30 protein-coding genes and 1 pseudogene are annotated in these 24,573 nt (G+C 66.1%); 9 read left to right on the forward strand and 22 right to left on the reverse strand.

Annotated features, from left to right (window positions below; genetic code table 11):
* Positions 1 to 2: 2 nt before the first annotated feature.
* From AB0L53_RS54835 to AB0L53_RS54860, 6 genes are all read right to left on the reverse strand, one after another.
* Positions 3 to 359 (reverse strand): hypothetical protein, encoded by a 357-nt coding sequence (locus AB0L53_RS54835; protein ID WP_364013597.1) that lies wholly within the window; start codon positions 357 to 359, stop codon positions 3 to 5.
* Complete coding sequence (locus AB0L53_RS54840; RefSeq protein ID WP_364013600.1) at positions 360 to 593, reverse strand: hypothetical protein; 234 nt, start codon at positions 591 to 593, stop codon at positions 360 to 362. It abuts the gene before it with no gap.
* Complete coding sequence (locus tag AB0L53_RS54845; RefSeq protein ID WP_364013603.1) at positions 590 to 1,492, reverse strand: DUF2637 domain-containing protein; 903 nt, start codon at positions 1,490 to 1,492, stop codon at positions 590 to 592. The genes AB0L53_RS54840 and AB0L53_RS54845 overlap by 4 nt, the downstream gene beginning before the upstream one ends.
* 122 nt (positions 1,493 to 1,614) lie before the next feature.
* Positions 1,615 to 1,923 carry a hypothetical protein gene (locus AB0L53_RS54850; protein WP_364013606.1) on the reverse strand — a complete coding sequence of 103 codons (309 nt, stop codon included), beginning with the start codon at positions 1,921 to 1,923 and terminating at the stop codon, positions 1,615 to 1,617.
* On the reverse strand, positions 1,920 to 2,264 hold the full coding sequence (locus AB0L53_RS54855; protein ID WP_364013609.1) for a hypothetical protein: 345 nt from the start codon (positions 2,262 to 2,264) through the stop codon (positions 1,920 to 1,922). The genes AB0L53_RS54850 and AB0L53_RS54855 overlap by 4 nt, the downstream gene beginning before the upstream one ends.
* A gap of 79 nt (positions 2,265 to 2,343) precedes the next feature.
* Positions 2,344 to 3,072, reverse strand: coding sequence for a hypothetical protein (locus AB0L53_RS54860; protein ID WP_364013612.1), 729 nt, complete (start codon positions 3,070 to 3,072; stop codon positions 2,344 to 2,346).
* Positions 3,073 to 3,246: 174 nt separating this feature from the next.
* Here AB0L53_RS54860 and AB0L53_RS54865 point away from each other — a divergent pair, with 174 nt between their 5' ends.
* Entirely contained in the window at positions 3,247 to 3,471 is a 225-nt protein-coding gene (locus tag AB0L53_RS54865) for a hypothetical protein (protein ID WP_364013615.1), read from the forward strand.
* Between the two features lie 298 nt (positions 3,472 to 3,769).
* Here the strand turns inward: AB0L53_RS54865 and AB0L53_RS54870 are convergent, their stop codons facing one another.
* The 8 genes from AB0L53_RS54870 to AB0L53_RS54905 all read right to left on the reverse strand — a co-directional run bounded on the left by AB0L53_RS54870 (position 3,770) and on the right by AB0L53_RS54905 (position 9,633).
* On the reverse strand, positions 3,770 to 4,987 hold the full coding sequence (locus tag AB0L53_RS54870) for a tyrosine-type recombinase/integrase (protein ID WP_364013618.1): 1,218 nt from the start codon (positions 4,985 to 4,987) through the stop codon (positions 3,770 to 3,772).
* Positions 4,984 to 5,169 (reverse strand): helix-turn-helix domain-containing protein, encoded by a 186-nt coding sequence (locus AB0L53_RS54875; RefSeq protein ID WP_364013621.1) that lies wholly within the window; start codon positions 5,167 to 5,169, stop codon positions 4,984 to 4,986. Before AB0L53_RS54875 ends, AB0L53_RS54870 begins: the two co-directional genes overlap by 4 nt.
* Positions 5,166 to 6,557, reverse strand: coding sequence for a replication initiator (locus AB0L53_RS54880; RefSeq protein WP_364013624.1), 1,392 nt, complete (start codon positions 6,555 to 6,557; stop codon positions 5,166 to 5,168). The genes AB0L53_RS54875 and AB0L53_RS54880 overlap by 4 nt, the downstream gene beginning before the upstream one ends.
* A gap of 216 nt (positions 6,558 to 6,773) precedes the next feature.
* Positions 6,774 to 6,935, reverse strand: coding sequence for a DUF3970 family protein (locus AB0L53_RS54885; RefSeq protein WP_364013627.1), 162 nt, complete (start codon positions 6,933 to 6,935; stop codon positions 6,774 to 6,776).
* Positions 6,936 to 6,950: 15 nt separating this feature from the next.
* Entirely contained in the window at positions 6,951 to 7,292 is a 342-nt protein-coding gene (locus AB0L53_RS54890; protein ID WP_364013630.1) for a hypothetical protein, read from the reverse strand.
* A gap of 21 nt (positions 7,293 to 7,313) precedes the next feature.
* Positions 7,314 to 7,973, reverse strand: coding sequence for a DUF2637 domain-containing protein (locus tag AB0L53_RS54895; RefSeq protein WP_364013633.1), 660 nt, complete (start codon positions 7,971 to 7,973; stop codon positions 7,314 to 7,316).
* An 18-nt stretch (positions 7,974 to 7,991) separates the two neighbouring features.
* A complete protein-coding gene (locus AB0L53_RS54900; RefSeq protein WP_364013636.1) occupies positions 7,992 to 9,311 on the reverse strand; it encodes an FtsK/SpoIIIE domain-containing protein in 1,320 nt (439 codons plus the stop codon).
* Positions 9,304 to 9,633 carry a hypothetical protein gene (locus AB0L53_RS54905; protein WP_364013639.1) on the reverse strand — a complete coding sequence of 110 codons (330 nt, stop codon included), beginning with the start codon at positions 9,631 to 9,633 and terminating at the stop codon, positions 9,304 to 9,306. The genes AB0L53_RS54900 and AB0L53_RS54905 overlap by 8 nt, the downstream gene beginning before the upstream one ends.
* Positions 9,634 to 9,733: 100 nt before the next feature.
* Here AB0L53_RS54905 and AB0L53_RS54910 point away from each other — a divergent pair, with 100 nt between their 5' ends.
* Positions 9,734 to 10,114 carry a winged helix-turn-helix domain-containing protein gene (locus AB0L53_RS54910; protein WP_364013642.1) on the forward strand — a complete coding sequence of 127 codons (381 nt, stop codon included), beginning with the start codon at positions 9,734 to 9,736 and terminating at the stop codon, positions 10,112 to 10,114.
* Here AB0L53_RS54910 and AB0L53_RS54915 read toward each other — a convergent pair.
* Positions 10,074 to 10,265 carry a hypothetical protein gene (locus tag AB0L53_RS54915; RefSeq protein ID WP_364013645.1) on the reverse strand — a complete coding sequence of 64 codons (192 nt, stop codon included), beginning with the start codon at positions 10,263 to 10,265 and terminating at the stop codon, positions 10,074 to 10,076. The genes AB0L53_RS54910 and AB0L53_RS54915 overlap by 41 nt on opposite strands.
* Positions 10,262 to 10,477: a hypothetical protein gene (locus AB0L53_RS54920; protein WP_364013648.1), complete on the reverse strand. Its 216-nt coding sequence runs from the start codon at positions 10,475 to 10,477 to the stop codon at positions 10,262 to 10,264. Before AB0L53_RS54920 ends, AB0L53_RS54915 begins: the two co-directional genes overlap by 4 nt.
* A gap of 150 nt (positions 10,478 to 10,627) precedes the next feature.
* Here AB0L53_RS54920 and AB0L53_RS54925 point away from each other — a divergent pair, with 150 nt between their 5' ends.
* Together AB0L53_RS54925 and AB0L53_RS54930 are read left to right on the forward strand one after the other, a co-directional pair.
* Positions 10,628 to 11,368 (forward strand): helix-turn-helix transcriptional regulator, encoded by a 741-nt coding sequence (locus AB0L53_RS54925; protein ID WP_364013651.1) that lies wholly within the window; start codon positions 10,628 to 10,630, stop codon positions 11,366 to 11,368.
* A gap of 3 nt (positions 11,369 to 11,371) precedes the next feature.
* The gene (locus AB0L53_RS54930) at positions 11,372 to 11,848 is read left to right on the forward strand and encodes an NUDIX domain-containing protein (RefSeq protein WP_364013654.1); all 477 of its coding nucleotides are present in this window, start codon (positions 11,372 to 11,374) and stop codon (positions 11,846 to 11,848) included.
* Here AB0L53_RS54930 and AB0L53_RS54935 read toward each other — a convergent pair.
* From AB0L53_RS54935 to AB0L53_RS54945, 3 genes are all read right to left on the reverse strand, one after another.
* On the reverse strand, positions 11,816 to 12,382 hold the full coding sequence (locus tag AB0L53_RS54935) for an HD domain-containing protein (protein ID WP_364013657.1): 567 nt from the start codon (positions 12,380 to 12,382) through the stop codon (positions 11,816 to 11,818). The genes AB0L53_RS54930 and AB0L53_RS54935 overlap by 33 nt on opposite strands.
* Positions 12,383 to 12,462: 80 nt before the next feature.
* Positions 12,463 to 12,936, reverse strand: a complete 474-nt coding sequence (locus AB0L53_RS54940; protein WP_364013660.1) for a GntR family transcriptional regulator — start codon at positions 12,934 to 12,936, stop codon at positions 12,463 to 12,465.
* Positions 12,920 to 13,273 (reverse strand): hypothetical protein, encoded by a 354-nt coding sequence (locus AB0L53_RS54945; protein WP_364013663.1) that lies wholly within the window; start codon positions 13,271 to 13,273, stop codon positions 12,920 to 12,922. Before AB0L53_RS54945 ends, AB0L53_RS54940 begins: the two co-directional genes overlap by 17 nt.
* 149 nt (positions 13,274 to 13,422) lie before the next feature.
* Here AB0L53_RS54945 and AB0L53_RS54950 point away from each other — a divergent pair, with 149 nt between their 5' ends.
* The 3 genes from AB0L53_RS54950 to AB0L53_RS54960 all read left to right on the forward strand — a co-directional run bounded on the left by AB0L53_RS54950 (position 13,423) and on the right by AB0L53_RS54960 (position 17,650).
* Positions 13,423 to 14,157, forward strand: a complete 735-nt coding sequence (locus AB0L53_RS54950) for an XRE family transcriptional regulator (protein ID WP_364013666.1) — start codon at positions 13,423 to 13,425, stop codon at positions 14,155 to 14,157.
* A 453-nt stretch (positions 14,158 to 14,610) separates the two neighbouring features.
* Positions 14,611 to 15,102 (forward strand): hypothetical protein, encoded by a 492-nt coding sequence (locus tag AB0L53_RS54955; RefSeq protein WP_364013669.1) that lies wholly within the window; start codon positions 14,611 to 14,613, stop codon positions 15,100 to 15,102.
* Between the two features lie 235 nt (positions 15,103 to 15,337).
* Positions 15,338 to 17,650 carry a tetratricopeptide repeat protein gene (locus AB0L53_RS54960; RefSeq protein ID WP_364013672.1) on the forward strand — a complete coding sequence of 771 codons (2,313 nt, stop codon included), beginning with the start codon at positions 15,338 to 15,340 and terminating at the stop codon, positions 17,648 to 17,650.
* Positions 17,651 to 18,119: 469 nt separating this feature from the next.
* Here AB0L53_RS54960 and AB0L53_RS54965 read toward each other — a convergent pair whose 3' ends face one another.
* Positions 18,120 to 19,388: an IS110 family transposase gene (locus AB0L53_RS54965; RefSeq protein WP_364013674.1), complete on the reverse strand. Its 1,269-nt coding sequence runs from the start codon at positions 19,386 to 19,388 to the stop codon at positions 18,120 to 18,122.
* A gap of 951 nt (positions 19,389 to 20,339) precedes the next feature.
* Between AB0L53_RS54965 and AB0L53_RS54970 the strand changes: the two genes are divergently transcribed.
* Positions 20,340 to 21,281: a hypothetical protein gene (locus AB0L53_RS54970; protein ID WP_364013677.1), complete on the forward strand. Its 942-nt coding sequence runs from the start codon at positions 20,340 to 20,342 to the stop codon at positions 21,279 to 21,281.
* A 250-nt stretch (positions 21,282 to 21,531) separates the two neighbouring features.
* The gene (locus AB0L53_RS54975; RefSeq protein ID WP_364013680.1) at positions 21,532 to 22,872 is read left to right on the forward strand and encodes a hypothetical protein; all 1,341 of its coding nucleotides are present in this window, start codon (positions 21,532 to 21,534) and stop codon (positions 22,870 to 22,872) included.
* Between the two features lie 464 nt (positions 22,873 to 23,336).
* Here the strand turns inward: AB0L53_RS54975 and AB0L53_RS54980 are convergent, their stop codons facing one another.
* Both AB0L53_RS54980 and AB0L53_RS54985 read right to left on the reverse strand, forming a co-directional pair.
* On the reverse strand, positions 23,337 to 23,816 hold the full coding sequence (locus AB0L53_RS54980; RefSeq protein ID WP_364013683.1) for an alpha/beta hydrolase: 480 nt from the start codon (positions 23,814 to 23,816) through the stop codon (positions 23,337 to 23,339).
* 7 nt (positions 23,817 to 23,823) lie between these two features.
* Positions 23,824 to 24,333, reverse strand: a pseudogene (locus AB0L53_RS54985) (transposase family protein); the annotation flags it as partial.
* Positions 24,334 to 24,573: the final 240 nt, after the last annotated feature.

The raw sequence follows: 24,573 nt of genomic DNA on the forward strand, positions 1-24,573 counted from the left end.
CGTCACCAGTCCCAGGTGCGCTTGCGCGTCTTCTCCGGCGCGACCAGCTCGCCGAACTGTTTGCGGTACTCCAAGTTCAACTTCACGGACTCGACGGCCACCCAGGACGCCATCTCCGCCATGCGTTCCAGGCGTTTGGCCACCTTGTTCGCGCGGTGCTTCACGTCCTGGCCGAACAGCAGCGGGTGGCCTTTGCCGAGCTCGCGGAGCACGCCGTACAGGTCGTCGGCCGCACCCTCGTACTCCTGGCTGAGGATGCGGTTGTGGTCGCGCGACTGGAGGGCGTACGCGGCCACCGACTCGGATCCGTCGAACTCGATCACGTCGAGCCCGGCCGGGCTCTTCCTGGTGGTTGCCATCTATGCCTCCCACGTCTCGCGTAGGGCGGCACGCACTCGGCGGCCGAGCACGGCCAGGCGTGGCACGCCGAGCACCGCGGTGACGTACGCGTCGAGCGCGCCGGCCAGCTGCACGATGACGTGGCCGACCGCGGCGAGTGTGACCACGATGCGGGCGATGATCAGGAACGCGATGGCCCGGACGGTCCGGGCCCGCGCACCCGGCTCGGTCGTGACCACGTACACGGTCCTCATCGGGTCACCTCGGCCAGCTCGCCGAGGCCTTCGAGGCCGTCCTTGTGCCAGCCGTTCACCGGGGCCTCATCGACCAACCCCGCCCGGGATGAGGCAGGTTCGCTGCCCTCTTCCTGGCGGCCGCTGTCGGGGCTGTCGGCGGCCTGCTCCTTGTTGACGTCGTCCCGCACTGTCTCGGCCTCGCGTTCGGTGATCCCCCACCGGGTCGCCAACGCCCGCCGGCCGACCCGCTTCTTGCCGGGCTGGAGGCTGTCTTCGTAGTCCCATGCGGCCGCCTCGTACCGGTCGCGCGGCAGGACCCGCTCGACGCGCACCACGTCGACAGGCACCTCGACCGGCCGGTACACGATCTTCTCGACCGGCTCCGGCTCGGTGTGGTCCTGGCCGGATCGGATCAGCCACATGAGCAGCTCGTACGCGCCGACGAACGCGATCGGGGCTAGGGCGCTGAGCAGGCGAGATCCCGTTCCGCCATCCCAGCCGTTTGCGACGTTGGCGATCAGCGTCACGACGCCGCCGCCGACGAGCGCGGCCTTGGCCAGAAGCGGCACAGGCACTCCGCGGCGGGAGCAGTGAACCATGACGAGCGACGCCATCACGATCACGCCGTCCGACATCGCCGGATACAGGATGGCCATGTCCCGGTGCTCTCCGAGAGCGATCGAGAGAGCGAAGAAGTGGTGGTACGAGACGTAGCCCGCAGCGGCGGCGACGCCCAGCACAACGAGGACGGCGACGCTGCGGATGAGGAAGTCTCCGACACCTCCCGTGCCGGTCTGGGTAGCCTGCTCGACCTGCGGTACAGCATCATCTTGGCGGCCATGGAATCGAACGGCCAGGAAGGCCCTCGTGCGGGCGAGCTTGCGCCGCTTCAGGCGCGGCGGTTCGGCCGTTGCCAAGGTCGGCTCGGTAGGGTTTGGGACCACAGTCGGATCTCCTGTCAGGCAGGGGTCGGATTGAGGTCCCCGGCCGGCGGTAGGGTCGCCTGGCCGGGGACCGGCTTATCAGGACGTGCGGTGCGTCACGTGCTCGCCCCCAGCGTCACGCCCGCCTGGTAGAGGGCCTGAGCGATGGCGGCCAGTTCGCGGACGTCGACGGCGGCGAGGATCTCGGCCCAGTCGGCGGCGGCCTGCGGGGTGACGTCGTGGTGGTGGCGGTAGCCGTTGGCGCTGTAGTCGAGCTGCACCCACGACTCGTCGAGCATGTCGCCCGGCCTCTCGGCCAGCGACAGGCCGACCTTCAGTCCGGCGAACTCGGCGATCACGCCCTTGTGGTTGGCGTCGAACGGGTCCTTGTGGGCGACCTGGCACCACCGGTGGCGGCATCTCATCGGGTCAGCTCCTCGTTCAACAGCACCGAGCCCTCGTCGAGCAGTTCGCCGAACTCGCGGATGCCGCGCCGGTCGAAGGTGCGGATGATGTAGCCGATCACGCCCGCCTGCTCGGCCGACAGGGTGATGGTGGTGTCCTGCCGGTCGAGGTCGGTGAGCTTCACGACGACGGCCTTGTCCTGGCCGTGGATGCGCACGTCGAGTTCGACGAGGCAGTGGGAGTGGTCGAGGTGCTCGACCAGGTCCAGGTTCGTGTGGTGGGGGCCGTCCGGCTGGAGGTGGGCGGCGGAGCACCAGTAGTAGACGGTGCACCGGTTGTTCGACGGCGGTATCTTCGCCATCAGATCTCTCCCTGTGTGAGCAGGTGATTGAGGTCTAGGCCCCCGCCCGGTGGTTGCACACCGGGCGGGGGCCGTTTCGCTATGAGGAGCCCTGATGGGCCTTGAAGCCCTGCCGGTCGTCAGCGATGTCGAACAGGACGGCCATCAACCGCTGCTGCTCGTCGGCGGTGAACGGGGCCCGCGTCTTCTCGTCGAGGGCGGCACGGGCGACGTCCATCGCGCTCATGTCGAGTTCGCTCGCGAGCTGCCAGGCGGCCAGCCAGCCCCAGCGGAACGCCTTCAGGGCGTCGTCCGCGAGGTTCTTCGACTTGTGGCCGAGTTCGGACAGCTCGGCGCGGAGATGGTCCATCTCGGCGTGCATCGCGTTCACCTGGGCGATGACGGCCGCGGCGAACTCGGGCCTGACGCTGGAGTCGTCGCCGGCCACGATGTCCTTGAGGGACCGCATCGCCGCTTCGGTCCTGGCGCGGGCGGTGGGCTGCCCGTGGCTGCTGCACTCGAACACGTCGCCGTGCCCGGGAACCTCACCCGCGACGCGCATCGGCTGGCCCTGAGCGCCGCAGGTGACGCAGGCGCGGCCCGCGAGCTGGTCGGCGGTCAACGGTTCGTCGTGGCTGCTGCACTCGAACACCTGGACGCCGTCGCGGACCTCGACCGGCCGCATCGGCTGGTCGTCGCGTCCGCAGGTGATGCAGGCCAGGCCGTCACGCTGCGCCTCGTTGAGCTTGCTGGGCCGTGCCGTCTCGGCGTCGACACGGTCCTGAGGGGTGGTGGCTGCGGCGTCGTTGCCGCCTTTAACATCGTGCATGGGCTGGGAGCCTTCTTCCCGGTCAAGGCCCTCGTCCGGCGTTGCAGTCGCCGGACGGGGGCCGTCTTCGTGCTGGTGTTGCTGATGTGGTGACAGTACCGAGATTCGGTGCAGGTGTAAATAGATACGGTGCACCCTGTTTCGGTGCGCACAGGTTTCGTTTACACTGGCCGCATGCCGGAGATCGTCGAGCGCCCTCGCCCTGTCGCCGTAAGCGACATCGCCGTTCTGCTCGGCGTGAGCATCAACACCGTGAACGCCTGGCGGAAGCGGGCCGCGGGTGCCAAGCAGGTCGAGCCCTTCCCGCCGGCCGTCGGCAAAGTGGCCGGCGCCGACTACTGGTGGGCCGACGAGATCCTGGCCTGGGCGAAGCGGACGGGCCGCATCAGAGAGCAGTGATGGGGGAGTCGTTGCCCGGCCGGATGTAGCAGCGCGTGTAGCAACGCAGATTGGTTCACTGAGGTATAGGGCGGTTTTCGAGAGTGCTCTACCAGGTGGGGTGGGTTGTCGTGAACCTCGGTGAACCTCTCGCCTGGAACTTGTAAACAGAAGGTCAGGGGTTCGATTCCCCTCGTCGGCTCTACAAGAGGAAGCCCCTGAACAGGCGATACGCCGTCAGGGGCTTTCTGTTTGTCAGGACAATGTCGAGATCTTGCTAACACCCTTGCTAACACGGTGGCTCCCGGGTGGCTCCCAATCAGCTGTTGACGGCTTTGGCGAAGACGTCGGCGGCCGTGGCTGCCTGCTCGTGGATGACGTGGGCGTACACGCGGAGGGTGATGGCCGGGTCGGCGTGGCCGAGGCGGGCTGCGACGACGTGGACGGGTACGCCCGCCAGGAGCAGCGTGGTGGCGTGGATGTGTCGGAGGTCGTGAAGGCGGGCGTGGGGGAGCTGACCTCTCGGGTTCTGCTTGTTGTGGGTCTCGATGAGCTTGGGCATCAGGGAACTGGGTGTATCAGGGAAGAGAGGGTCTCCCCAGCCGGTCGTGAACACGTAGGCGTTGCCGCCCTTCCATGACTCACCGAGCTTGAGACGGTCCTCGTCTTGGCGGGCGCGGTGGGCCTTGAGGACCTTGACCGTGCCGGGGTCGAGGGATACTACGCGGGAACGTCCGCTCTTGGTAGTGCCCTCCACCCGCTGGCGGTCGATCACCGCTGCTGTACCGGTGATGTGGATCTGCGGCTTGTCCAGGTCGACGTTCTTCCAGCGGAGGTTGAGTAGCTCGCCTCGGCGAGCGCCCGTGTAGGCGGCCAGATGGAAGAAGGCGAACAGGCGGTGGTCGCCAGCGGTGACGAGGAAGGCCCGGAGTTGCGCGGGGGTCCAGACCATGCCGGGTTCGGTGGCTTGTACCCGCGGGAGCTTGGCCCTTTCAGCGGGGTTGTTGGGGAGGAGTTCGTCCACGAGCACGGCATCAGAGAGCGCCTTCCGGAGCACCGTGTGGACGTGTTTGACGGTGTTGGCGGCGAGAGGGCTGCTCTTCCTACCGCCGCTTGTCAGCAGTTCACGGTAGAGCTTCGTGATCGCCGACGCGCGCAGCGCCTGAAGCCTGACGGTGCCGATGCGAGGGTTGATGTAGAGGCGGATCATGTCTCGGTAGCCCTTGAGGGTGTGCGGCTTGATCTCGACTGCGTGGCTCTCGATCCACTCGGCGAGGTACTCGGCCACCGTGGTCGTGTTCCGGTCGATGTACTCGCCGCGACGGGCCTTGACGCGGGCCTCGTCGCGGGCTTCTTTGGCGTCGTCCTCTGTGGCGAAGCCGCCCACCCATTTGGGCTTGCTCTCGCCGGTCTCGGGGTCCTTCACGCGGATCACGTAGGACCACGTGGTTCCGCGCTTCATCACACCGTCGCGGAGCTTGGGCGGCTTCTTCTTGCGGGGTTGCTCGTTCGGAGGCGCTGCGAGGGTCTTGGTCATGCGGCGTCCTCCTTGGTGGCGAGGTGGGTGATGTAGTTGGTGAGGGCTGCGACAGGGATGCGGCGAGAGCCGTCGATGCGGAGCGACGCGACTGCGCCGGAGGCCATGAGCTGGTAGAGCTTGCTGCGTGAGATGGCCAGGGCTTCCGCGGCTTCGGGCACGGTGAGGAGGAGCCTGGTCATGGGCGGCTCTCTACGGGGTGATCCGTTGAAGGCAGCGGAGTTCCTGTGAGAGCGGCGGCGAGTAGTTGATCTCCTGCTGAGTGGCCTTTGCCTGCGTACTCCCATTCACTGATGACGAGGACGGTGTCGTCGTCGAAGAGGGGTAGGCGGCCAGTGGTGATGTCGTGGTCGCGGGCGTGGTTTTCGCGGGCGGCGCGGAGGGCGCCGAGGGTGGTGGAGTAGCGGCGGGAGCGGGTGGAGAAGTGGCCGCGGAAGCCCAGCATGTGGGCCCATTGGGTGAGGCGGAGGTCGGCCAGGTCCTCGATGGTTCCGAGGCGCATGCATTCGGCGATGAGGCGCCGGGGATGGTCGCGGAGGTTGTAGGCGTCGAGGTTGTCGAGGGGGTTGATGCGGCGGTCCAGGGTGCCGACGCACTCGGCCGCCTTTGTTGCGTATTTGGCGATGTAGCCGGCGACGGCTTGTTCGGTGAGGTCGCCGTCGAGGGTGATGGGGCGGATGTCGAGTTGGGCGCCCCATTTGAAGAGGAGGGCGGGTTGGTCGTCGATGGCGGGGACCAGGGCGCTGACGACGTGGGCGGCATGGCGGACGGCGTCGGCCAGGACGTCGGCGGTGGCCCAGGTCGGAGGCTCTGCGGTGGGGCCGCCGGGGCCGTCGAGGCGGATGATGGCGTGGAAGTGGACGACGCCGCGCCGCTGGTATTCGGCGACCTTGGCGAAGGAGACGGTGAGGTGGTGGCGGAGGTCTTTGAGGGCCAGGCCGCCGTGTTTGGCCAGGTGGCGGCGGAGGGAGTCGGCGAAGCGCTTCCACAGCAGCGGGGCCAGGGCGTTGAACAGGACGGAGCCGGTGTAGTCGTAGCAGTCGAGGCAGAGCGGTTCGCCGAGATGCGCGTCGTCGGGGCTGTGCTTGGCCGTGCAGGACATGACACGGCCGTGCGGGCAGGTAGAGGCCTTGCGGCGTGCGTGGCAGGGCAGAACCTTGCCGCGCTGCTCTTTGCGGGTGTGGACCGCGCCGAAGGACGGAGCGGTCAGGGTGACGAACAGGGTGGGGTGGCCGGTCACTGTCTCGGGGACGCCCTTGCCACCGACGAGGCCCGCGCGGATGAGGTGGTAGGTGTCGGCCCGATAGATCTCGGCGCACGCGGGGCAGCGGGAGGCGCGCCGGGTCTTGCAGGGCAGGCGCAGGACGCCGTCAGGCTCACGTGCAGTGCTGTAGCGATGCAGGAGTTGACCAGTGGCGGTGTCCCAGTGCTCGACCTTGCCGCGTAGGTGGATGGGCTGGCGGCAGCCACCGGTGGCGCGGATCTGGGCGGCCCAGCGGTCATAGTTGGGGTGATTGAGTCGGGCGATCATGCCCGCTTTCGCGTGCGCGTTGACGTGGGTTGTGGGCAAGATGGAGACCTCCTTTCACTCGTTCGGGTGGAGGGATGGCCCCCGACCTGGCGTGTGTCTTGGCGGATGTACGGCCAGGCCGGGGGCGCTGTGCTTTTAGGCGCCGTGGTTGTCGATGCCGGTGCCGTCGCAGTCGTGGCAGCGGGCGTTGTCGGCGTCGATGCCGGTCCCCGTGCAGGTGCAGCAGTGGTAATGGATCACTTCGATCAAGGTCGGTTACCTCCTTTCGCGTGGTGTGGTGGTGAGGTGGATGCGCCAGTAACAGGGGTTGGCGCGGTTGGGGTAGAGCCGTGAGGCGGCGATGACGGTGAAGTGCAGGCGCAGGTGGAACAGAGCGTCGATGACTTCGGTGCGGGTTCCTTCGAGGCGAATGCGCATGATCGTCTCTCCTGGTCAGGCGGCGGGTGCCGGGTCGGGCTGGATGCAGCCGTGGTAGCTGGTTTCGGCGGCGTGGCGGGCGCGGGCGTCGGCGGTGATGGCCACGGCTCGGTACTCGACGGGGCCGAAGAAGACGGAGGTGGCGTAGTGGCCGTAGGGGGAGTCTTCGTAGTCGATGGGGGAGCCGATGCGGGCGGCGATCTGGTCGATCTCGGCGCACTGGTCGGCGTCGCTGTCCTGGCGTGAGAAGTGGTGCAGGGTGAGGCTTGGGGACACGGGCAGGTCGGGGTGGTCCTCCAGGAAGGCGGCTAGGTCGAGTAGGCCGTTGATGAGGGCCCTGTGGTGGTCATCGGTCATGGGATGAGGTCTCCCTTCTGGTCAGGCGGTGCGCAGGGTGTGGAGCAGGTCGGAGGCGAGTTGGTTGGACACACCCAAGTGGGCGCGTAGGGCGTCGCGGGTGATGGGTCTGCCGTGTTTGGTGTGGTGTTCGTCGGCGACGCGCCGGGCGTAGTCGACCAAGGCGGGAGCGGGGCCGTCCTGTCCCTCGTCGTGGGGGTTCTGGGTGTCGGGGCCAGCCGAGACGGGAGCCGGGGCGTAGGACGAGGCGGGGACGAGGGCCGAGGACGGCGCTGGGTCCGGGGACGGCTCGGGACGGGTCTGAGTGGCGCGGCGTTCGAGCATTGAGACGGCGATGAGGAACGCGGCGGCCGGGGTCGCGGCGGTGATCCGGCCCCAGGCGGTCGGGTCGGCCTGTTGCAGGTTGGCGGCCAGGGACAAGACGATGCCGCCGGTCAGCACGAGCACCGGCCAGGACACAGGCCCGCGCCGGACGCGTCCGGTCTTCTTGTCGCGTTGGCGTTCGCGGGCGGCCATGACGCAGGTGAGGTCGATGCAGATGGCGATGGCCCAGGACATCCAGCCGGTTTGGCCGTGCTGGGTGGCGGTGTCGCGGATGTGGGTGAACGATCCGGCGCCCGCGATGGCGGCCAGGACGATGACCGGTCCGGTGTCGAGTAGCCGGCGGGTGATGCGTCGCATCGTGCACCCTCCTTTCGTTCAGGCGTTGGCGTGTTCGGGCAGGTGGGTGGTGATCTCGTCCCAGGACGGGGTGAGGTGGGCATGGGTATGGGCGGCGTGTTCGGCGGCTTGCTCGCTGACGTAGAAGGAGCGGGCGCGATACCACTGGCCGTCCTGACCGGCGACGATTGCGACGCCGGGCGTCTCGGCGGGGATGGCGCGGGCTGAGGCCAGCGCGGCGGGGTCGAGGTCGCCGAGCGTCATAGTCGCGGTTTCTGGGTCGTTGACGCGGTGGCAGATCCGTCCGGAGCATTGGGCGCGCAGGGCGGTGACGCCGGGCCCGAGGTCGGAGCCGATCCTTTGGCCGCAGCAGAACAGGTAGATGCCGAACGCCCGCCCGAGCTGAGCCACCCGTAGCAGCGCGGTTGAGGTCTTGGCGATCTCGTCCTTCTCGGACTTGTCGGCCATCAGGTACAGCTCAGCCAGCTCATCCACCAGGACCACGACCGGGACCGGCCGCAGGGCGGGCGGGAGTTGCCAGACGTTGCGGGCGGCGGCCTGACGGCACAGCCCCATCCGGTCGATCATCAACCCGACGAGGTCGCACAGCAGCGTGACGGACTCGGCGCGGTTGGTGGCCAGCGCCGACAGGCGAGGGGTGTACGGGGTGAACTCGACTCCGCCCTTGAGGTCGAAGCCGACCAGCGCCACGGGTTGCGGGGCCAGGCCGACGATGAGGGCGTTGGCGAGGTTGGACTTGCCGGACTGGGTCGCCCCGGCGTTCAGCCAGTGCGGGACCGTCCGGAAGTCGATCGTCCACGGTCGGCCGGTTTCCAGCCTGCCCACGGTGACCTTCAGCAGGTCCGGCGAGGGCGGCAGGTCATCGACCTTGACGAGCGGATCGCGCATGGTGGCCATCAGGACCACCCGCCCAGGATGGGGCGAGGAGACGCGGATGGCGTGCACGCCCCAGGAGTGGGCGAGGCGTTCGGCGGCGTCGGCGTAGTCGCCGGGGGTCTGGCCTTCCAGGGTGTACAGGGTGACGCGCCAGCCGTGCCGGGTCGGCAGGGGCAGTCGCATGAAGGGTTTGGTGTCGACGGCGACCCGCTGGAAACGCCGCCGTACCTTGACGATGCCGGTGGAGGCGACCAGGCCGGGGATGGTGGTGAACCACCAGCGTTGCCGCTTCTTGGTCAAGCCGCAGCCGAGGGCGACGCGCCGCCAGGACGCGCGGACCGCGACGGCGACGATCGGGAAGCCGAGCGCGAGCCAGAACGACGGGTAGTGCAGGCGGCGCCAGGCCCACAGCCCCACCCCGATCAGGGGAAGGGCCGCGAGCCAGGCGGGCAGGTCAGACATCGGCGGCCTCCCGAGCTGGGAGCAGGGCGGATGCGCGGTAGGCGATGCCCCACTTGCCGGCGATCTCCCAGACGTAGCCGAGCAGGCCGACCGCGTTGACGGGGTCTCCGGCTTTGATGGGCGGCTCTCCGGTGATGCCGATCTTGACGAGTTCGATCCGGCCGAACTCGTCCTCCACCGAGACGGTGACCTCGTAGACGGTGTTGCCGTTCTTGTCGGTCTTGATCTCGCCGGTGTCGCGGTTGAGGACGCGCGGGCGTGGGGCCTTGACGCAGGTGATGGCGAGCTTGCCGGTGTCGACCGGGATTGGGACGGAACGCATGGGCGGTGACCTCCTTATTCGTCCTAGCCAACATGGTTAACCTAGTTGGCTCAGTTGTCAATGTTGGCGTGGCCGACTTGGTGTGGTGAGATGGACGGTGATGGTCAAACACACCGGACGGGCCGGCTACCTGCAGATCGCCGACGATCTCCGAGCGCAGATCCGCGGCGGATCCCTCGCGCCCGGAACCCCGCTGCCCTCCACCGCCCAGCTCGCCGAGCAGTACGACGCCTCCCTGTCGGTGGTGAAGATGGCGGTCGGCATCCTGCGCAACGAGGGCCTGGTCATCGGGCAGCAGGGCAAAGGCGTGTACGTCCGCGACGAGACCGACGCCCCCACCGACGCCTCGGCCGCAGATGACTTGGCCGACGAGGTTGCCGAGCTGCGCACCGCCGTCCAGGACCTGTCGGGACGGCTCGCGCGGGTCGAGGAGCAGTTGGCTACGTCCACGACACGCCGTTCCGCACGTGGCAGCCGGTGACCTTGCGGGCCAGCGACGCTGACACGCCGTTGGTCTGACGGCGTAGGTTCATGGCCTTGTCCTGGCGGCGGATGCCGACCAGGACCGTGATGTAGCCGACGAGCAGCGTCACGCCGAGCAGGGCGGCGAGGATCAGGGGAAGCCAGCTCACGTCCAGCTCACCCCCGCCGCCGCGACGGTGCGGGGGCCGCGCGGGGGACGCCGGGTCTCGGTGCGCCGCTGGTTGCGCCGGTTCCTGGCCCGCCGCTTGCGCGTCCAGCGGTCCCGCGCCAGGCACTTGGAGCACCTCGCCTGGCCCTCGGTCAGGGCGTTGCCGCACTCGCACGAGGGGCTCTCGTCCAGGATGGTGATCAGGTTGGTCATCGCGCATCTCCTCCTTCGGTTGGGGCCGTGGTGGCTTGTGCAACCGAGAATGCGGCGGAGAGTCAGGACGAGATCACTACACGACGGGACGTGTTCAAGACGTCCGGCCTACGATGAGGCAGTCCCCGGACGTCCCTTCGAGCAGGTGTGATGGCGAACGAACGGCTACGCGCGGCCCTTCTCCACAAAGGCGTGTCCATCGCCGATCTGGCGGAGGCGATCGAGGTCGACCCCAAGACCATCGAGCGGTGGATCACCAAGGGGCGTGAGCCGTACCGAAAGCACCGCTTTGCCACGGCTTCCTACCTGGGCGTGGACGAGACATACCTCTGGCCTGACGCGCTCACCCCCGAGCAGGTGGTGGCGGCCTCGGAGAGCGAGGTCCTCGCGCTCTATCCACACCGCTGGGCCGTCCCTCGGGACATCTGGGGACGGCTGTTCTCGGCGGCGTCGCAGGAGATCGGAGTGCTGGTCTACAGCGGCCTGTTCCTCGCCGACGACGGAGGCATGGTGCGGCTGCTGGGCGACAAGGCGCGAGCCGGGGTGCGGGTCCGGATCCTGCTCGGTGATCCCGACAGCGCCGAGGTCGCCCAGCGAGGCGTGGACGAGGGTGTCGGCGAGAGCATGGCCGCCCAGATCCGCAGCGCCCTGGTCTTCTACCAACCCATCACGAACGTGGAGAACGTCGAGATCAGGTTGCACCACACGATCTTGTACAACTCGATGTACCGCGCCGACGACGAGTATCTGATCAACATGCACGTGTACGGCACCCGCGCTGGCAACGCGCCCGTGCTGCATCTACGCCGGGTGGCCGGAGGCGACATGGTCGCCACCTACGCCGACAGCTTCGACAAGGTGTGGGCGCAGGCCAGGCCGGTAGAGTCCTGAACCATGTCCCGGCGGATCGACTTCCACCACGACCCCAACGCGCCCCAGCCCAACAGCCTGGTCCCGTCGGTGAACGTGATCGTCACCAACGACCGCGGCGAGGTGTTGATGATCCTGCGCTCCGACAACGACAACTGGGCGCTTCCCGGTGGAGCCATCGACCTGGGGGAATCTCTGCCGCAGGCGGGCGTGCGGGAGACGCTGGAGGAGACCGGCATCATGTGTGAGATCACCGGCCTGGCCGGCACCTACACCGATCCCGGCCACGTGATCCTCTACACCTCCAACGGCGAAGCCCGCCAAGAGTTCTCCATCGTCCTGACCGGCCGCGCCATCTCCGGAACACCGACCCAGAGCGAGGAGTCCCGCCAAGTGCGGTGGATGCCCCGTGAGGAGATCCTTTCGCTGCCGATGGCCGCCTCGATGCGGATGCGGATCGAGCACTACCTAGCCGGCACCGGCCTGCCGCACATCGGATAGCGCCGCCTCCACCGCACGCACCGACGACACGATGCACGGCGTCGCCGCGACGATCGACCGGCTCACCACATGCTCACGCCCATAACGGGAGTGGATCTCAGCCAGCCGGTCGCGCACATCCAGATGCCGGCCATCCGGATCGGTGGTCATGTCGCAGTACGTCAGTGCCCTGGCTAGGTCGGGCTTTTCCTGATCGAACTCCGCCGCCAGGACGTCGAACAGGTCACGTTGCCGGGCCTCATTGTCGGCGCACGAGTGGTAGGCCACCAGGCGGCACAACCGATCCTCAGCGCCGGCCACATCACGCAGGTACCGGGCGCCGTCGAGCTGGTGCATGCCGGTGTCGACCAGGTCGGGGGCGTACCCGATGTCATGCAGCAACGACGCCGCGATCAGCACATCGGTATCCGCGCCGAGGATCGGACCCAGGCGCTCGGCCTGCTCGGCGACTCCCCGCGTGTGCGCCCAGCGCCGGGGCAACGCGGTCTCCAGCAGGTCCTTGGCCAGGCCGTAGGCCCAGTCGATATCTCCCACGGGCCCCACGATAGGCACCCAGGATCGGGATGGATCTAGAGGAAGGTGAGACGTCCCAGGACGTCTCACCTCAGACCGGCCTAGGAGCGGACGAATCGGCCACGGCCATGCTCGGCCACCACCAGGCCCTCACGCTCCAGCATGGACAACGCCTGCCGCACCGTGTTCCGCGAAGCCGCGAAACGCCGCCTCAGCTCGGTCTCACTTGGCACGACGGCACCCGGAGCAAGCTGGCCGTGCTCGATCTGCTCACGCAGCTCAGCGGCGATCACCTGATAGCGGTACCGCGCCGCCGGCTCCGCCCCGCGCACCACCCGCCCCATGGATGGGACGGTGACCAGTAACCCCTCATCCTCCAGCAGTGCCATCCCCCGCCGCACCGTGTTCCGCGCCACGCCGAACGTCCGGCACAACGCCGCCTCCGATGGCAGAACACTGCCCGGCGGGAACTCACCCGACCCGATCCGCTCGCGAAGGCGGTCGGCGATCTGGGGGTAGACCCGGCCCCCGGTCAGCCACCGGCCCCTATCCACCGGATCAGCCCCGGTAGGCATCGAGCATCTTGTTCAGGTCGATACTGAGCTCGCCCTGCTCGCCCGCATGCCAGCCCGACCGCGCGGCCTGCTCGACCCGGTCCACCGCGGCCGGCATCTGCAGGAACGACACCCGTTCGTCGTCCTGGTCGCCCCAGTAGAACCAGCAGAACGGCAGCTGCACGAACACCCGCCGCATCCTGCACCGGCTATCGGTCACATCCAAGGCCGGCCGCCCGTCCTCGGCCACGATCAGCACCACCGTGACCTCACGCACGGCCAGCTGGCTGCCCAGCGCGGTCAGCAACCGCTCGGCGTACGCTCGCTGCTGCTCCTTGACGGTTTTGCTCGCCGGCATGCTCGTCCTCCTGACGCTCCCTGTTGGGTGTGTGCGTCGAGAGTCGCTCTGGGGTCAGGGGCGGGAACACCGCAACTTGGGGACGTCTAGGGACGTCTGATGTTAACGTCGCAGAACACGACCGTTTCGCGAGACAAGCAGGCGGATCCATGAACAACAACCTCCGCTACGCGCTGGCTACCGCCCGACTCAACACCATCGACATCGCCGCCGCGCTCGCCGTCGATCCCAAGACCGTCGCCCGCTGGATCAACGGCCGCACCCCCTACCCCCGCCACCGCTGGGCCATCGCCGACCTCCTCCATCTCGACGAGGCCGACCTATGGCCGGAAGTTGCCCCACGACGCGAAGTGCTCGCTGACGGCGTACACGCGATCTACCCCCACCGCTGGGCCGTCCCGCACACCGTGTGGCGCAATCTCTTCCAACAGGCCAGCCAGGAGATCGGCATCCTCGCCTACAGTGCACTCTTCCTCGCCGAAGACCGCGGACTCCTCAACATCCTCACCACCCGAGCCAGCGCAGGCGCCACAATCCGCATCCTCCTCGGCGACCCCGGAAGCCCCGAAGTCGCCGCTCGCGGAGCCGACGAGGGCATAGGCCCAACGGTGATGGCCGCACGGATCACGAACGCCCTCACGCTCTACAGGCCCCTGCTCGACGTCCAAGGCGTCGAGATCCGCCTACACCGCACGATCCTCTACAACTCCATCTACCGAGCCGACAACGAACTCCTCGTCAACACCCACGCCTACGCCACACCAGCAGCCAACGCCCCCGTCATACACCTTCACCACACCGACGACCAAGGCCCCGCGGACGTTTACCTCACCAGCTTCGCACGCACCTGGACCAGCGCTCAGCCCTACCGTGACCAGCCCTGAGCCACCATTAGGCAGCACAGAAAGCAACTTATCTACACGTCATCAAGGCAGTCCGCCTGCGGCGGCCTGCGCGCGTCGGGCGGCCACTGGCCGCGCTGCGGCTCTTCGGCCGGTCGCGGCCAGCGCCACCCGCGCCGATGTCCCACTGAGGAGACGCCCGCGACCCTGAAAAGGCTTTTCGGCAGTCTGGGGAGGCGTACGTATATGCTGCCATCTGCTTCCGGTGCTCGGGCTTGGCGGCCCTGCGCTCCGGGTCGGGTTGCCACCGAATGACTTGAGTACAGCGCCGCACATGCTGGGCGGGTCTAGCGTGAGCGATGATCGAGAGCGACGCGTAATCACGCCGATCACGTTCGCCTTAATAATGGCAGCAAAGGGCGCTGTTCTTCGTAAGCGATCCATGATTTTGAGTAATCGCGGACAGTTCGTATACCTCTGGTCCATCATGAGGACATGAGCAACGAGCGGCGGGCGCTGGCTTGGGCCAGCGGAGCAGTAGCTGTACTCATCTGTACGGTGGTTGGACTGCTGCTATTCAAGGCAGGGCTTGATAAAGCCGACAAGTGGGCGAGTGTCATCGGTATGAGCGTGACCGTATTGATCGGTCTACCGCTGTCGGTATATCAGATGATCCTTGCCCGACGCGCTTTGACATCTAGCACCTCGACGGCCGGAGTTGACATCACCGCGAAGGGAGCCCGCTCGATCGCTGCGCAGACCATTGGATCCGCCGCCACGGGAGACGGATCTTCTCCCACCATTGAGGTGGGATCACCGGCACCGCGCCCCTCGCCAGATGTCCAGCCCTCGGACCGGTCCGAGGCTGAGAGGCTCGTCCTCCCGACTCAAGTACAGATCGAGGCCGCCGGTGAGCGGTCAATCGCTGCCCAGACCATCGGATCCGCCTCCACCGGTGATCTCCTCCCTCGCTCAGCAGCAGGCTGAGCGCGTGACGGCCTCCAATTCTTCGTCTGGCGAAGTAACCAGTACAGCTGAGGGCGAGCGCTCGATCGCCGCTCAGATCATTGGGGCGGCTACGACCGGGGACAATTCGCCTATCATCAAGTTGGAGCAGGGCACGCTAAAAGCGCCGGCACAGGTCGAGTTACATGGCCCGTTAAGGAACCTTCCACAAGCACTCTCGCCAGTGTTCGTCGGACGCAAGAGTGCCCTTGACACTATGGCGCAGGCGCTTGCGGATTATTCGGCTCAGGTGGCCATCGGCCAGGTGATCCACGGCATGGGGGGCGTGGGCAAGAGCGAACTGGCACGTCAGTACGCCATAGGCCACGCGCAGGCCTATCAGTTGGTGTGGTGGATCACCGCGACTAGCGAGGAGAGGATCAACGCCGAGCTAGCGAGCCTTGCTGAATGCATCCACCCGCCGCTGCCACAGGACGTGGCGCTGTCGACGGTTCTGGGCGTTGAGAAGGCTGCCGGGTGGGCGCTGAATTGGCTACAGGCCCATGATGGTTGGCTGCTCATACTCGACAACGTCGAGGACCTCGTGGACGTGCGCACCCTCCTAGCGCAACTGCGTAATGGACACATTGTGATCACCACCCGGCGCCAAGTGAGCTGGCCAGCGAACGTCACCCGACTGCCGCTGGATCTGCTGACCAAGGACGCGGCCACTGACTTGATTGCACTGACCACCGAACGCCCCGTAGATTCCCGGGAACGTCCAGTGCTTGAGGGGATTGCCGAGGAACTGGGCTACCTTCCGCTGGCCCTAGAGCAAGCCGGTGCTTATATCCGCGAATCGCAGATCTCCCCGCAGGACTATCAACGGCTACTGGCCGCTCATCCCTTGGAGATGTATGGCAGGTCACGCGAAGGAGGTGAGGCCGAGCGGACGATCGCCCGACTGTGGAGCGCCCACCTGGACGTAATTCGATCCCGGAACCCTTACGCCGAGCAGGTGCTGCGGGTTCTAGCCTGCTATGCCCCGGACGATATCCCTCGCGACATCATCGGTGGTGCTGCGGCCGACATCCTGTGCGTGACGGACGCGCTGCGACTGCTGGCCTCCTACCATCTAATCAAGTTGGAGGAGCAGACCGTCACGATGCACCGGCTGTTGCAGAAGGTCGTCGCAGCGGGAGGCGACAGCGCTACGGAAGAATGGTCTTCTTCAGACGTAGCTTTGGTCTGGTTGACGGAAGCATGGTCGGCTGCTGCGGAGCTGCCCCGGCATGAGCAAGTCAGCAAGGGCAGGATGCTCAGCCCGCATGTTGAAAATCTGACCTGGCACGCCCCGGTCACGGCCGCGCTTGGTGAACACGACTGGGTTTTTTCTGCGGTCGGTGACTTCGAACACCAGCAGGGCAACTACCACCGTGCTGAATCCCTCATCCGCCACGCTGTGACCATAGCGATCGCAAGTCAGGGTGAGGAGCATCCGTTCACTTTGGGCAGCCGAAACAATCTAGCACTCGCGCTGTCGAGCCTCGGGCGATCAGTGGAAGCCGAGGCTGAGCACCGGACGGTGCTAGAGGCGCGTCGGCGGGTACTTGGTGAAGAACACCCGGATACGTTGATCAGCCGAAACAATCTGGCGCTCGTACTGTTGAGCCTCGGGCGATTAGTGGAAGCCGAGGCTGAGCACCGGGCGGTGCTGGAGATCTGTCGCAGGGTGCTGGGCGAAGAGCACCCGGATACGTTGTTCAGCCGGGGCAACCTGGCGGGTGCGCTATGGAGTCTGGGGCGGTTGGTGGAGGCCGAGGCTGAACAGCGTGCGGTGCTGGAGATCTCTAAGCGGGTGCTGGGCGAAGAACACCCGTCCACATTGATCAGCCGGGGCAACCTAGCGAGTGCGCTGCGGCGTCTGGGGCGGTTGGTGGAGGCCGAGGCTGAGCACCGGACGGTGCTGGAGATCTTTCGGCGGGTGCTGGGTGAAGAGCATCCGGATACGTTGTTGGGCCGGGACAATCTGGCGCTTGTGCTGTGGAGTCTGGGGCGGTTGGTGGAGGCCGAGGCTGAACACCGGACGGCGTTGAATGGGCGTCGGCGGGTGCTGGGTGAGGAGCACCCGGATACGTTGACCAGCCGGAGTAACGCGGCGGCCGTCCTGCGGGAGTTAGGGCAATTGGTGGAGGCCGAGGCTGAGCACCGGACGGTGCTGGAGATCTCTCGGCGGGTGCTGGGTGAAGAACACCCGGATACATTGACCAGCCGGGGCAGTCTGGCGCTCGTGCTGTGGGATCTGGGGCGGTTGGTGGAGGCCGAGGCTGAACAGCGTGCGGTGCTGGAGGCACGTCGGCGGGTGCTGGGCGAAGAACACCCGGATACATTGACCAGCCGAAACAATCTGGCGCTCGCGCTATGGAGTCTGGGGCGGTTGGTGGAGGCCGAGGCTGAACAGCGTGCGGTGCTGGAGGCACGTCGGCGGGTGCTAGGTGAAGAACACCCGGATACATTGACCAGCCGAAACAATCTGGCGGTCGTGCTGCGAGGCCTGGGGGCGGGTGGGAGACAGCAAGGAGATGGATGACCTGCTAATTCATACAGCAGCCAGGTACAGTAACACCGCCTCACGCGACCATACGCCACCAGTGTCCATCTGTCGCTTGAGCAGCGGAAAGAGCTCTCTAAGTCGTGACTGGCGCTCGTTTGCAAATAGGCGCTCATTTGGCTATATGCGCGGGACACGTTGTCGCCAATCAAGGCCGTGACGATCGCTGACTTCGGTTCTCGCCGGCCGGGGCTAGGGCGATCGACGCCGAGGCCCTCCTTCGTCGGGCCCCGGCACCGGGTGACCATAGCTGAGGTGACAGCAGCGCTGACAGCAACGTCCCCACACGCCGTCGCATCCGCGCCACCGTCCACACGCGCCTGACCACGGTCTCGCTCAGCCGAGCAGGGTGATTGTTCCGCCTGGCTCGAAAATCGGTGAGTTTGTGGGCAGGCGGCAGCAAACCTCGGCCGATGATCTCGGGCGAGGCTTGTGCGGCGGGGTGTGGTCAGGCGGTTGGTTGCAGGGTGACGGTCTGGCCGGTGAGGCGTTCGAGCTGGCGGATGAGGTCGCGTTCGCGGCGTCTGGTGGCGAGGCGGGATTGGTAGAAGTCGGGCCCGAGGTCGTGGTAGCGGGCGTCGGGGTCGGACAGCAGGTGCCAGACGATCGTCAGGACGGAGTTGCCGAGGGCGACGATGGCGCGTTTTCGTCCGCGGCGTTTGGATAGTCGCCGATAACGCTCGCCGAGGAAGGTGTTGGAGCGGGAGGTGACCGCGACGATTTCGGCGAGGGTGGCGGCGAGCCAGGGGTTGCCCTTGCCGGTGGAGCCACCTTTCTTCTTGCCGGCGGAGTTGTTGTCGATGGGCGCGAATTTGGCCCAGGAGGCCAAGTGGCCGGCGGTGGGGAAGCGGCTCATGTCGATGCCGATCTCGGCGATGAGTTCTTGGGCGGCGATGGCGCCGACGCCGATGATCTCATCGAGCCGGGCGGCCGCGGCGGCGTACGGGGCGATCTTGTCCTCGATGCGGCGGGAGACGGTCTCGATTCGTGAGGTGAGGTCGTCGATGCGGTCGGTCATTATTTGGCAGAGGAAGCCGTGCTCGTCGGTGAAGTGGCCGGTGAGCGCCTCTTGCAGGACTGGGATTTTGGAGCGCATCGGGCCGCGCGCCATCGCTGCCAGCGTCTTGGGATCGCGCTGGCCGTCGATCAGGGCTTGAAGCATCTGGCGGCCGGAGACGCCGAAGATGTCGCTAATCACGCTGGACAGTTTGATCTGCGCGTCTTCCAGCAGCTTCTCCACGCGCTGCTTTTCGCGCGTGCGTTCGCGGACCAGGCTGCGCCGGTAGCGGGTCAGGTCACGCAGTTGGCGGATCGGTTTGGGGTGCACGAGGCTGGGCCGGCACATGCCGCGCTCGACGACCTTGGCCAGCCAGACCGCGTCCAACTTGTCGGTCTTGGGACGGCCGGGCACGTTCTTGACGTGCTTGGCGTTCAGCAGCCAGCAGGTGAAGCCCTCGGCCTCCAGCAGGTAGTACACCGGCTTCCAGTAGTCCGAGGTTGCCTCCATCGCCACCAGGGTGACGCTCTGGCAGCGCAGCCAATCGGCCAGCGCGAGCAGCGAAGCGGTCAGCGTGGTGAACTCGCGCACCTCCTGACGGCGCCGCCCGGGCTTGTCCTCGCTCGGCACACGGACGCATACCACCAGGCCGCTCTTGCCGATGTCGATCGCGGCGACCCGCTCGACGAACTCCACCGGCTCGTCGTTGGTCTCTTGCACCTATGTCCCTCGTCTCCTCCGTGGCGAGCATGGGTGGTTGCCCGGGGAGCCGGTAGGGGAAGATCAAGAGCCGGGCTCTCGTGCTCGAAGCGACAATTCAGGGCCCCTAAGGGTGGCTCCCGGCGTCAGACTGAAAACCGGCCTCGACCAGGCACCAGGCGGACACGACGTCGGCGGGCAACCACCCCCGATTTTCCCGCCCGCAGGGCGTGCGCGCAGCCACATCAAAGACTGAAAAGCGGAAGATCGGCAGTTCGACCCTGCCCCTGACTACACTATTGACCAGTGAAAGCGCCCCGAAGCGATCACGGCATGTGATCGAGGGCTACTCCCAATCTGTCAAGGGCTTTGTGTTTCTCGTCGAGAGAGGCGTGAGCGTAGATCGTCATGGTGACCTCGATGTCCGAGTGACCGATGATCTCGCGGAGGGATGTGGCGCCGGTACGCCATGTCGGCCAGGAGGCTAACGAGGTGTGCCGGAGGTCGTGGGTACAGCCGGACGGGATCGAGGCTGTCAACGACGGCTCTCGCCCCAGCTACGCCGTAGGTTGCTGACTCCATTGGAGCCGCGGCGTGAGGGGAAGAGAAGCCAGCCGTTATCCGTGGGCAGGTCCCGCTATGGGCAGCCAGACCGAGGATCACCTGCTCGGCCTTCGGCGCCCCAAGGCCTCTACGGCGTCCGCATCATCATCACTGTCTCTGGGACGGGAGCGATCCGGCCCCTCGCGGGCCTCAATGGTAGATGGATACCGTCATCATGGTGATATGCAGGAGAGCCCGCCCACCCCAGCTGGTTCGTCTGGTCTTCGGGGTGTTGCTTATCAGAAGTACTGCCATCCTGGCCTAACTCTGGATGGACCAGAGACGGGTCGCTGGGTAGCCATGGACGAGTCAGGGTGGGATGGGGAGCAGCTCTACGCGCGTAAGGACAGATATCTGGTCATTGGGTCCGTGGCGGTGGACGACCATGAAGCTGGGGAGATTCTCGACTGCTTTCGCAGTGAAGCCGGAGTTCGCCAAGCCCCCGAGGTGAAGTTCCGCCATATCGCAGGTGCTGATCATGGGCGCCGCCGTGTCATTTTCTCTGACCTGCTCGGCGATCACGGTGCTCTAGCGGGGCGCGCCTCGGTCTATATGGTCGACAAGCACTTCTTCATCACGGCGAAGATTATCGACTTGCTGCTGGAGGAGCACGCGTACGCGCGTGGGAAGAACCTGCATGCTGGGGGGCTGGCCAGGGAACTCGCCCGGATGCTGTTCAGTGAAGGGCCGCGTGCGCTGAAGCAGGAGGGCTTTGGCCGCCTGATCTCGACGATGGTGGACTTCGCGTCAGCGCGGAACCGCGAGGGGGGCGTGGTCAGCGTCGATCATCTGTTCCATGAAATCAATAGTGCGTGGGCTGGCTCGACCCTGCGGAAGGTATCGGATCTCCTCTTCGCTCTTCGGACTACCAGAAGCGAGGCCGAGGAATTCCTCCAGCACCTCGGCGACGGTGATATTCCGGCGATGGAGCCGCTTGTTCCTTGCGTGACCGCCGCCATAGCATGGTGGGCGAATAGGTTAGTAGATATCAACGTGCTGACCGATGAGCAGCGGGTCCTGACAGATGATCGCCTTAGTATGATCGCGAAGGCGGCGCCTCTCAAGTGGGGTCCCATCAGAGTGCTGCCGGGTACTCCCCTGCGGAGCCTTGTACGTGGCGTATCGAAGGCTCACCCGTCGATTCAGCTTGCCGATCTGGTGGCAGGAGCGGGACAGGCTGTCGCGCGGCGCCATGTGGGTGCGCCGTCGGTCGCTGGCGAGGAGCTCTGGCAGACCATAGTCCCGATCATCACGGACAACGGTATGACCTCAGGAGGCGATCCGGGACGCTTTGCCGCTGTAAACCCCTAAAGACGGTGTTTGGTTCACTAAGTACTGCGACAGCCGTGCCGTACAGCAACACCGTTTCACGCTCTTAGACCTCACCGGCGCGCATCTAACGCCTGACCAGGACAGAATGTTGTCGATGAGATGTTTCCCTTCTCTACGGATTGGACGGTGCTGAACAGCAGAGCGCCAGCGATGAGCCGAGGAAAACCGGTCGTCCACGAATGTCGCGTGGCCTAGCCTGGAAGGCTTTGCTACGCAGAGGAGGACGAGGGTGGATATCAGATCGCTCGAGGAGCTTCAGCAGCCCGACAAAACTGCATTGTTATTCTCGCCGCTGGGTCTGGGGGGAAAGCTGACGGCTGAGGATGCTGCAGCGTTCCAGCAAGAGGTCATTGGACGGATCGACCTGGCAGATTCCGTACCTGACCTGGTGCGTAGGAGCTTCGAACGAGTGCGGGCGGCTCACAGCTATGGGGTGCTCAACTACGAGTTCTTCACCCTTGCCCATGATCATGCACAGTTGGTGTTGGAGTACGCGCTGCGGGAACGCTTCGTCGAGTTCTACAGCGGCGTGGCGACCTTTGTGGACCAGAGCGGCACCGAGCAACGCCTCACTTTCTCCACGTTCGACGAGCTTCATCGTCAATTGCGCGAACGTGGCCGTCCTCGCGGGCAGCGGCGATGGCGACTCCAGGTGCGCCGAACGTCCCAGACGATGTTCTTCGATGGGATGCTAACTACCCTCCTGGAATGGGCGCGCGCTGAGGCTTTGCTGAACGGGGAACGCAACCGGCTGACCGCACTGCTGTTCGTCAAGCTCCGCAACCACGTAGCCCATCACACCGCCTATCAACTTATTTCACCACCGGAGTCCGCTCGCGCTATCAGCGACCTGGCCGAGATCGTCAACCGGTTGTGGGGTGTGCCCACGCCGGGTGGACGGCTCTATCCCGCACCGGTGCACCGTGACATCGTCGCAGTGAGCTGGGATCCCGGCGGCGGGAGCGTCGTCCACAGCTTGGCAGAGCATCTACACACGATGCCCGCCGATCTCAATTCTGAAAAGCTCGCCCACGTCATCGTCCGCGCCGTACTGCACGACCCAACGCTGACGTACTTCGACGCCCGCTTCGAGACAACGCTCTACCCGTGTCAGCTGTTGTGGGGACCAGGGACTTGGGCCAATGCTGTGAAATGGCTCGCAGCGGAGCACCCAATCCCAGACACGGTCGACATTCTGGACCGGCAGTTCATGATCCGTTTCCACGAAGAGCGCATCTACCTGCCACAGCAGATCAACGTCGCCGCTGGGCTGTCGGGCGTCGACCGACACGGCACCTGGTACCTGGTCCGCGCTGACTTCCCCAACGACGCGTTCAACCACCTCCGGCAGCAACTCATCGGGAACGCCGGCTGCTCCCAACGCCGCTGCGACCAGTGCGCAGTGGAGGTCATCACCACCGGAACCTGGCAGCACATAATGGATCATCTCGCGGCAGAGGGCTCGGCACCTGCTGCCGGGCCAAGTACGCCCGACGTGCGGGCTCCTTCATGGGTGCCGCGCTGGAATGAGATCCACCGCGGCAGCCACTGGACGATTCCACCCTCGTAGATCGGGCCAGGCGGGTAAACGCTGAGGGCCCACCGCACTATCTTGCTAACGCCAGTGCTAACAGCTGTCCTGGACGATCATGGATGGTCGTGGACGGCTGGTTCTCAGAAGCAGCGCGCGAACTGGGGACGGTGAGACTCATGGACAACCGTGGACGTTCTCGATGTCCCTTGTAAACAGAAGGTCAGGGGTTCGATTCCCCTCGTCGGCTCTGCAACTGAAAGGCCCTTTCCCATGATCGGGAGAGGGCTTTTTCGATCTTGTACAGCAGCAAAACACAGCTGTGGGGTCAGCCGGGGGTTCTGGTGGACGAGTGGCACGCGGTTCGGTGCACCTTCCGGTGGCACGAGCCGTGCAACACCTAAGGGGTCCCGGTAGCAAGGAAGAAATCTCCAACGAAGTAGCTTCTGACCTGTGACAACCGAGGCCTCGTCCCGAGGTTGCGGCGCTTTTCGATCAGACAGCTACGGCAGACGCTCAAAAGCTCCGTCGGCGGCTGCTCTTCGGGGCATGATCGAGGGCCGCGCCTCCGGGCAGCGGACCCCGTTGGCCGGAACCGACTGCGAGATCAGGTAGCGGTCGATCGCGCCGATGGTGCATTCGCTCCGGCCGTACACGCTGTGCCCCGAGCCCTCGTACGTGAGCACGCGGGCCTCGGCGCCGATCTGCTTGGCCGTGCTGAGGGTCCACGGGTAGCCGGTGGCGAGGTCGTTCAGCGAGGAGGCCAGCAGGATGGGCGGGGTGGCGTCCACACGCAGGGGGTGCTGCGGGTTGGGAATGGGTGTGGGCTGCGCCAGGCAACTGGCGATCCGGCCCAGCGCGGGCGGGCTGTACCTCATGTCCCTGGCCCGCGCCGCCTGCCGGCGCAGGAGCGAGGCGTACTGTGTGTAGTCGGCGACTGGCAGGTGGAAGTTCTGGCAGAACACGGGCGTACTGACCTTCACCTCCTCGTCCGGTCTCGGCGTTGGTGAGGATGGTGGCATAACGGTGGCGGCGTTTGAGAGCGAAGTCATCGACACCCAGCACGCGCCGGATCCGCAGCGGTGGCAGCGGCATGAGTAGCCGCAGAGCCGTGGACCTCAAGACCGCGACGGCCAGGACCGCCGAGAGCCGAGCCCCTGCCCAGCCGGCCAACTCTGTGACCACGGCGCCCAGTTGGCCCGTGAGCCGACGAGTTCGACGCTGGTAGCGCTCGAGCAGCCCGGGCACCTGCTCACGAAACGTCTGCCGACCGCATTCCCATGCCGGACAGAGCAGACGCCGTCCCTGTATCGACACCACCCGCAGACCCTCGACCGGGAGGTCGGCCACCGTCCGGCTGTAGTAGCCGTGCACCCGCCCGATCAGCGTCCCGCACACCGGGCACGGCACCGGCTCATCGCGCGTCCGGGCCATGACCCGAATGAGGTCGTCCTCGCCCTCCACACCCTCGATGACCAGGTCAGACAAACCCGCAAACACCACACCCGTGAGATCGTCGATCTTCGACATGGCCCCAGCTTGGCAGCTGATCACTCAGCGCCACCACCGATTACGGGCCAGAGCCGTTGTTCTTACATTCCCTCTGCTGGCCGCGCTGCAGCCCGGCCGGGGGTATCACTCTAGGGGCTCTGCCAAGATTCCCGTGGTAACGCTCAGTTCCTGGCGATGGTGAGAAGTATCCGTTTGCGTAGCAGGGCGAGACCGGCTCGCCCGTACATC

Source organism: Nonomuraea sp. NPDC052129 (genome assembly GCF_040680095.1).
GTDB lineage: Bacteria > Actinomycetota > Actinomycetes > Streptosporangiales > Streptosporangiaceae > Nonomuraea.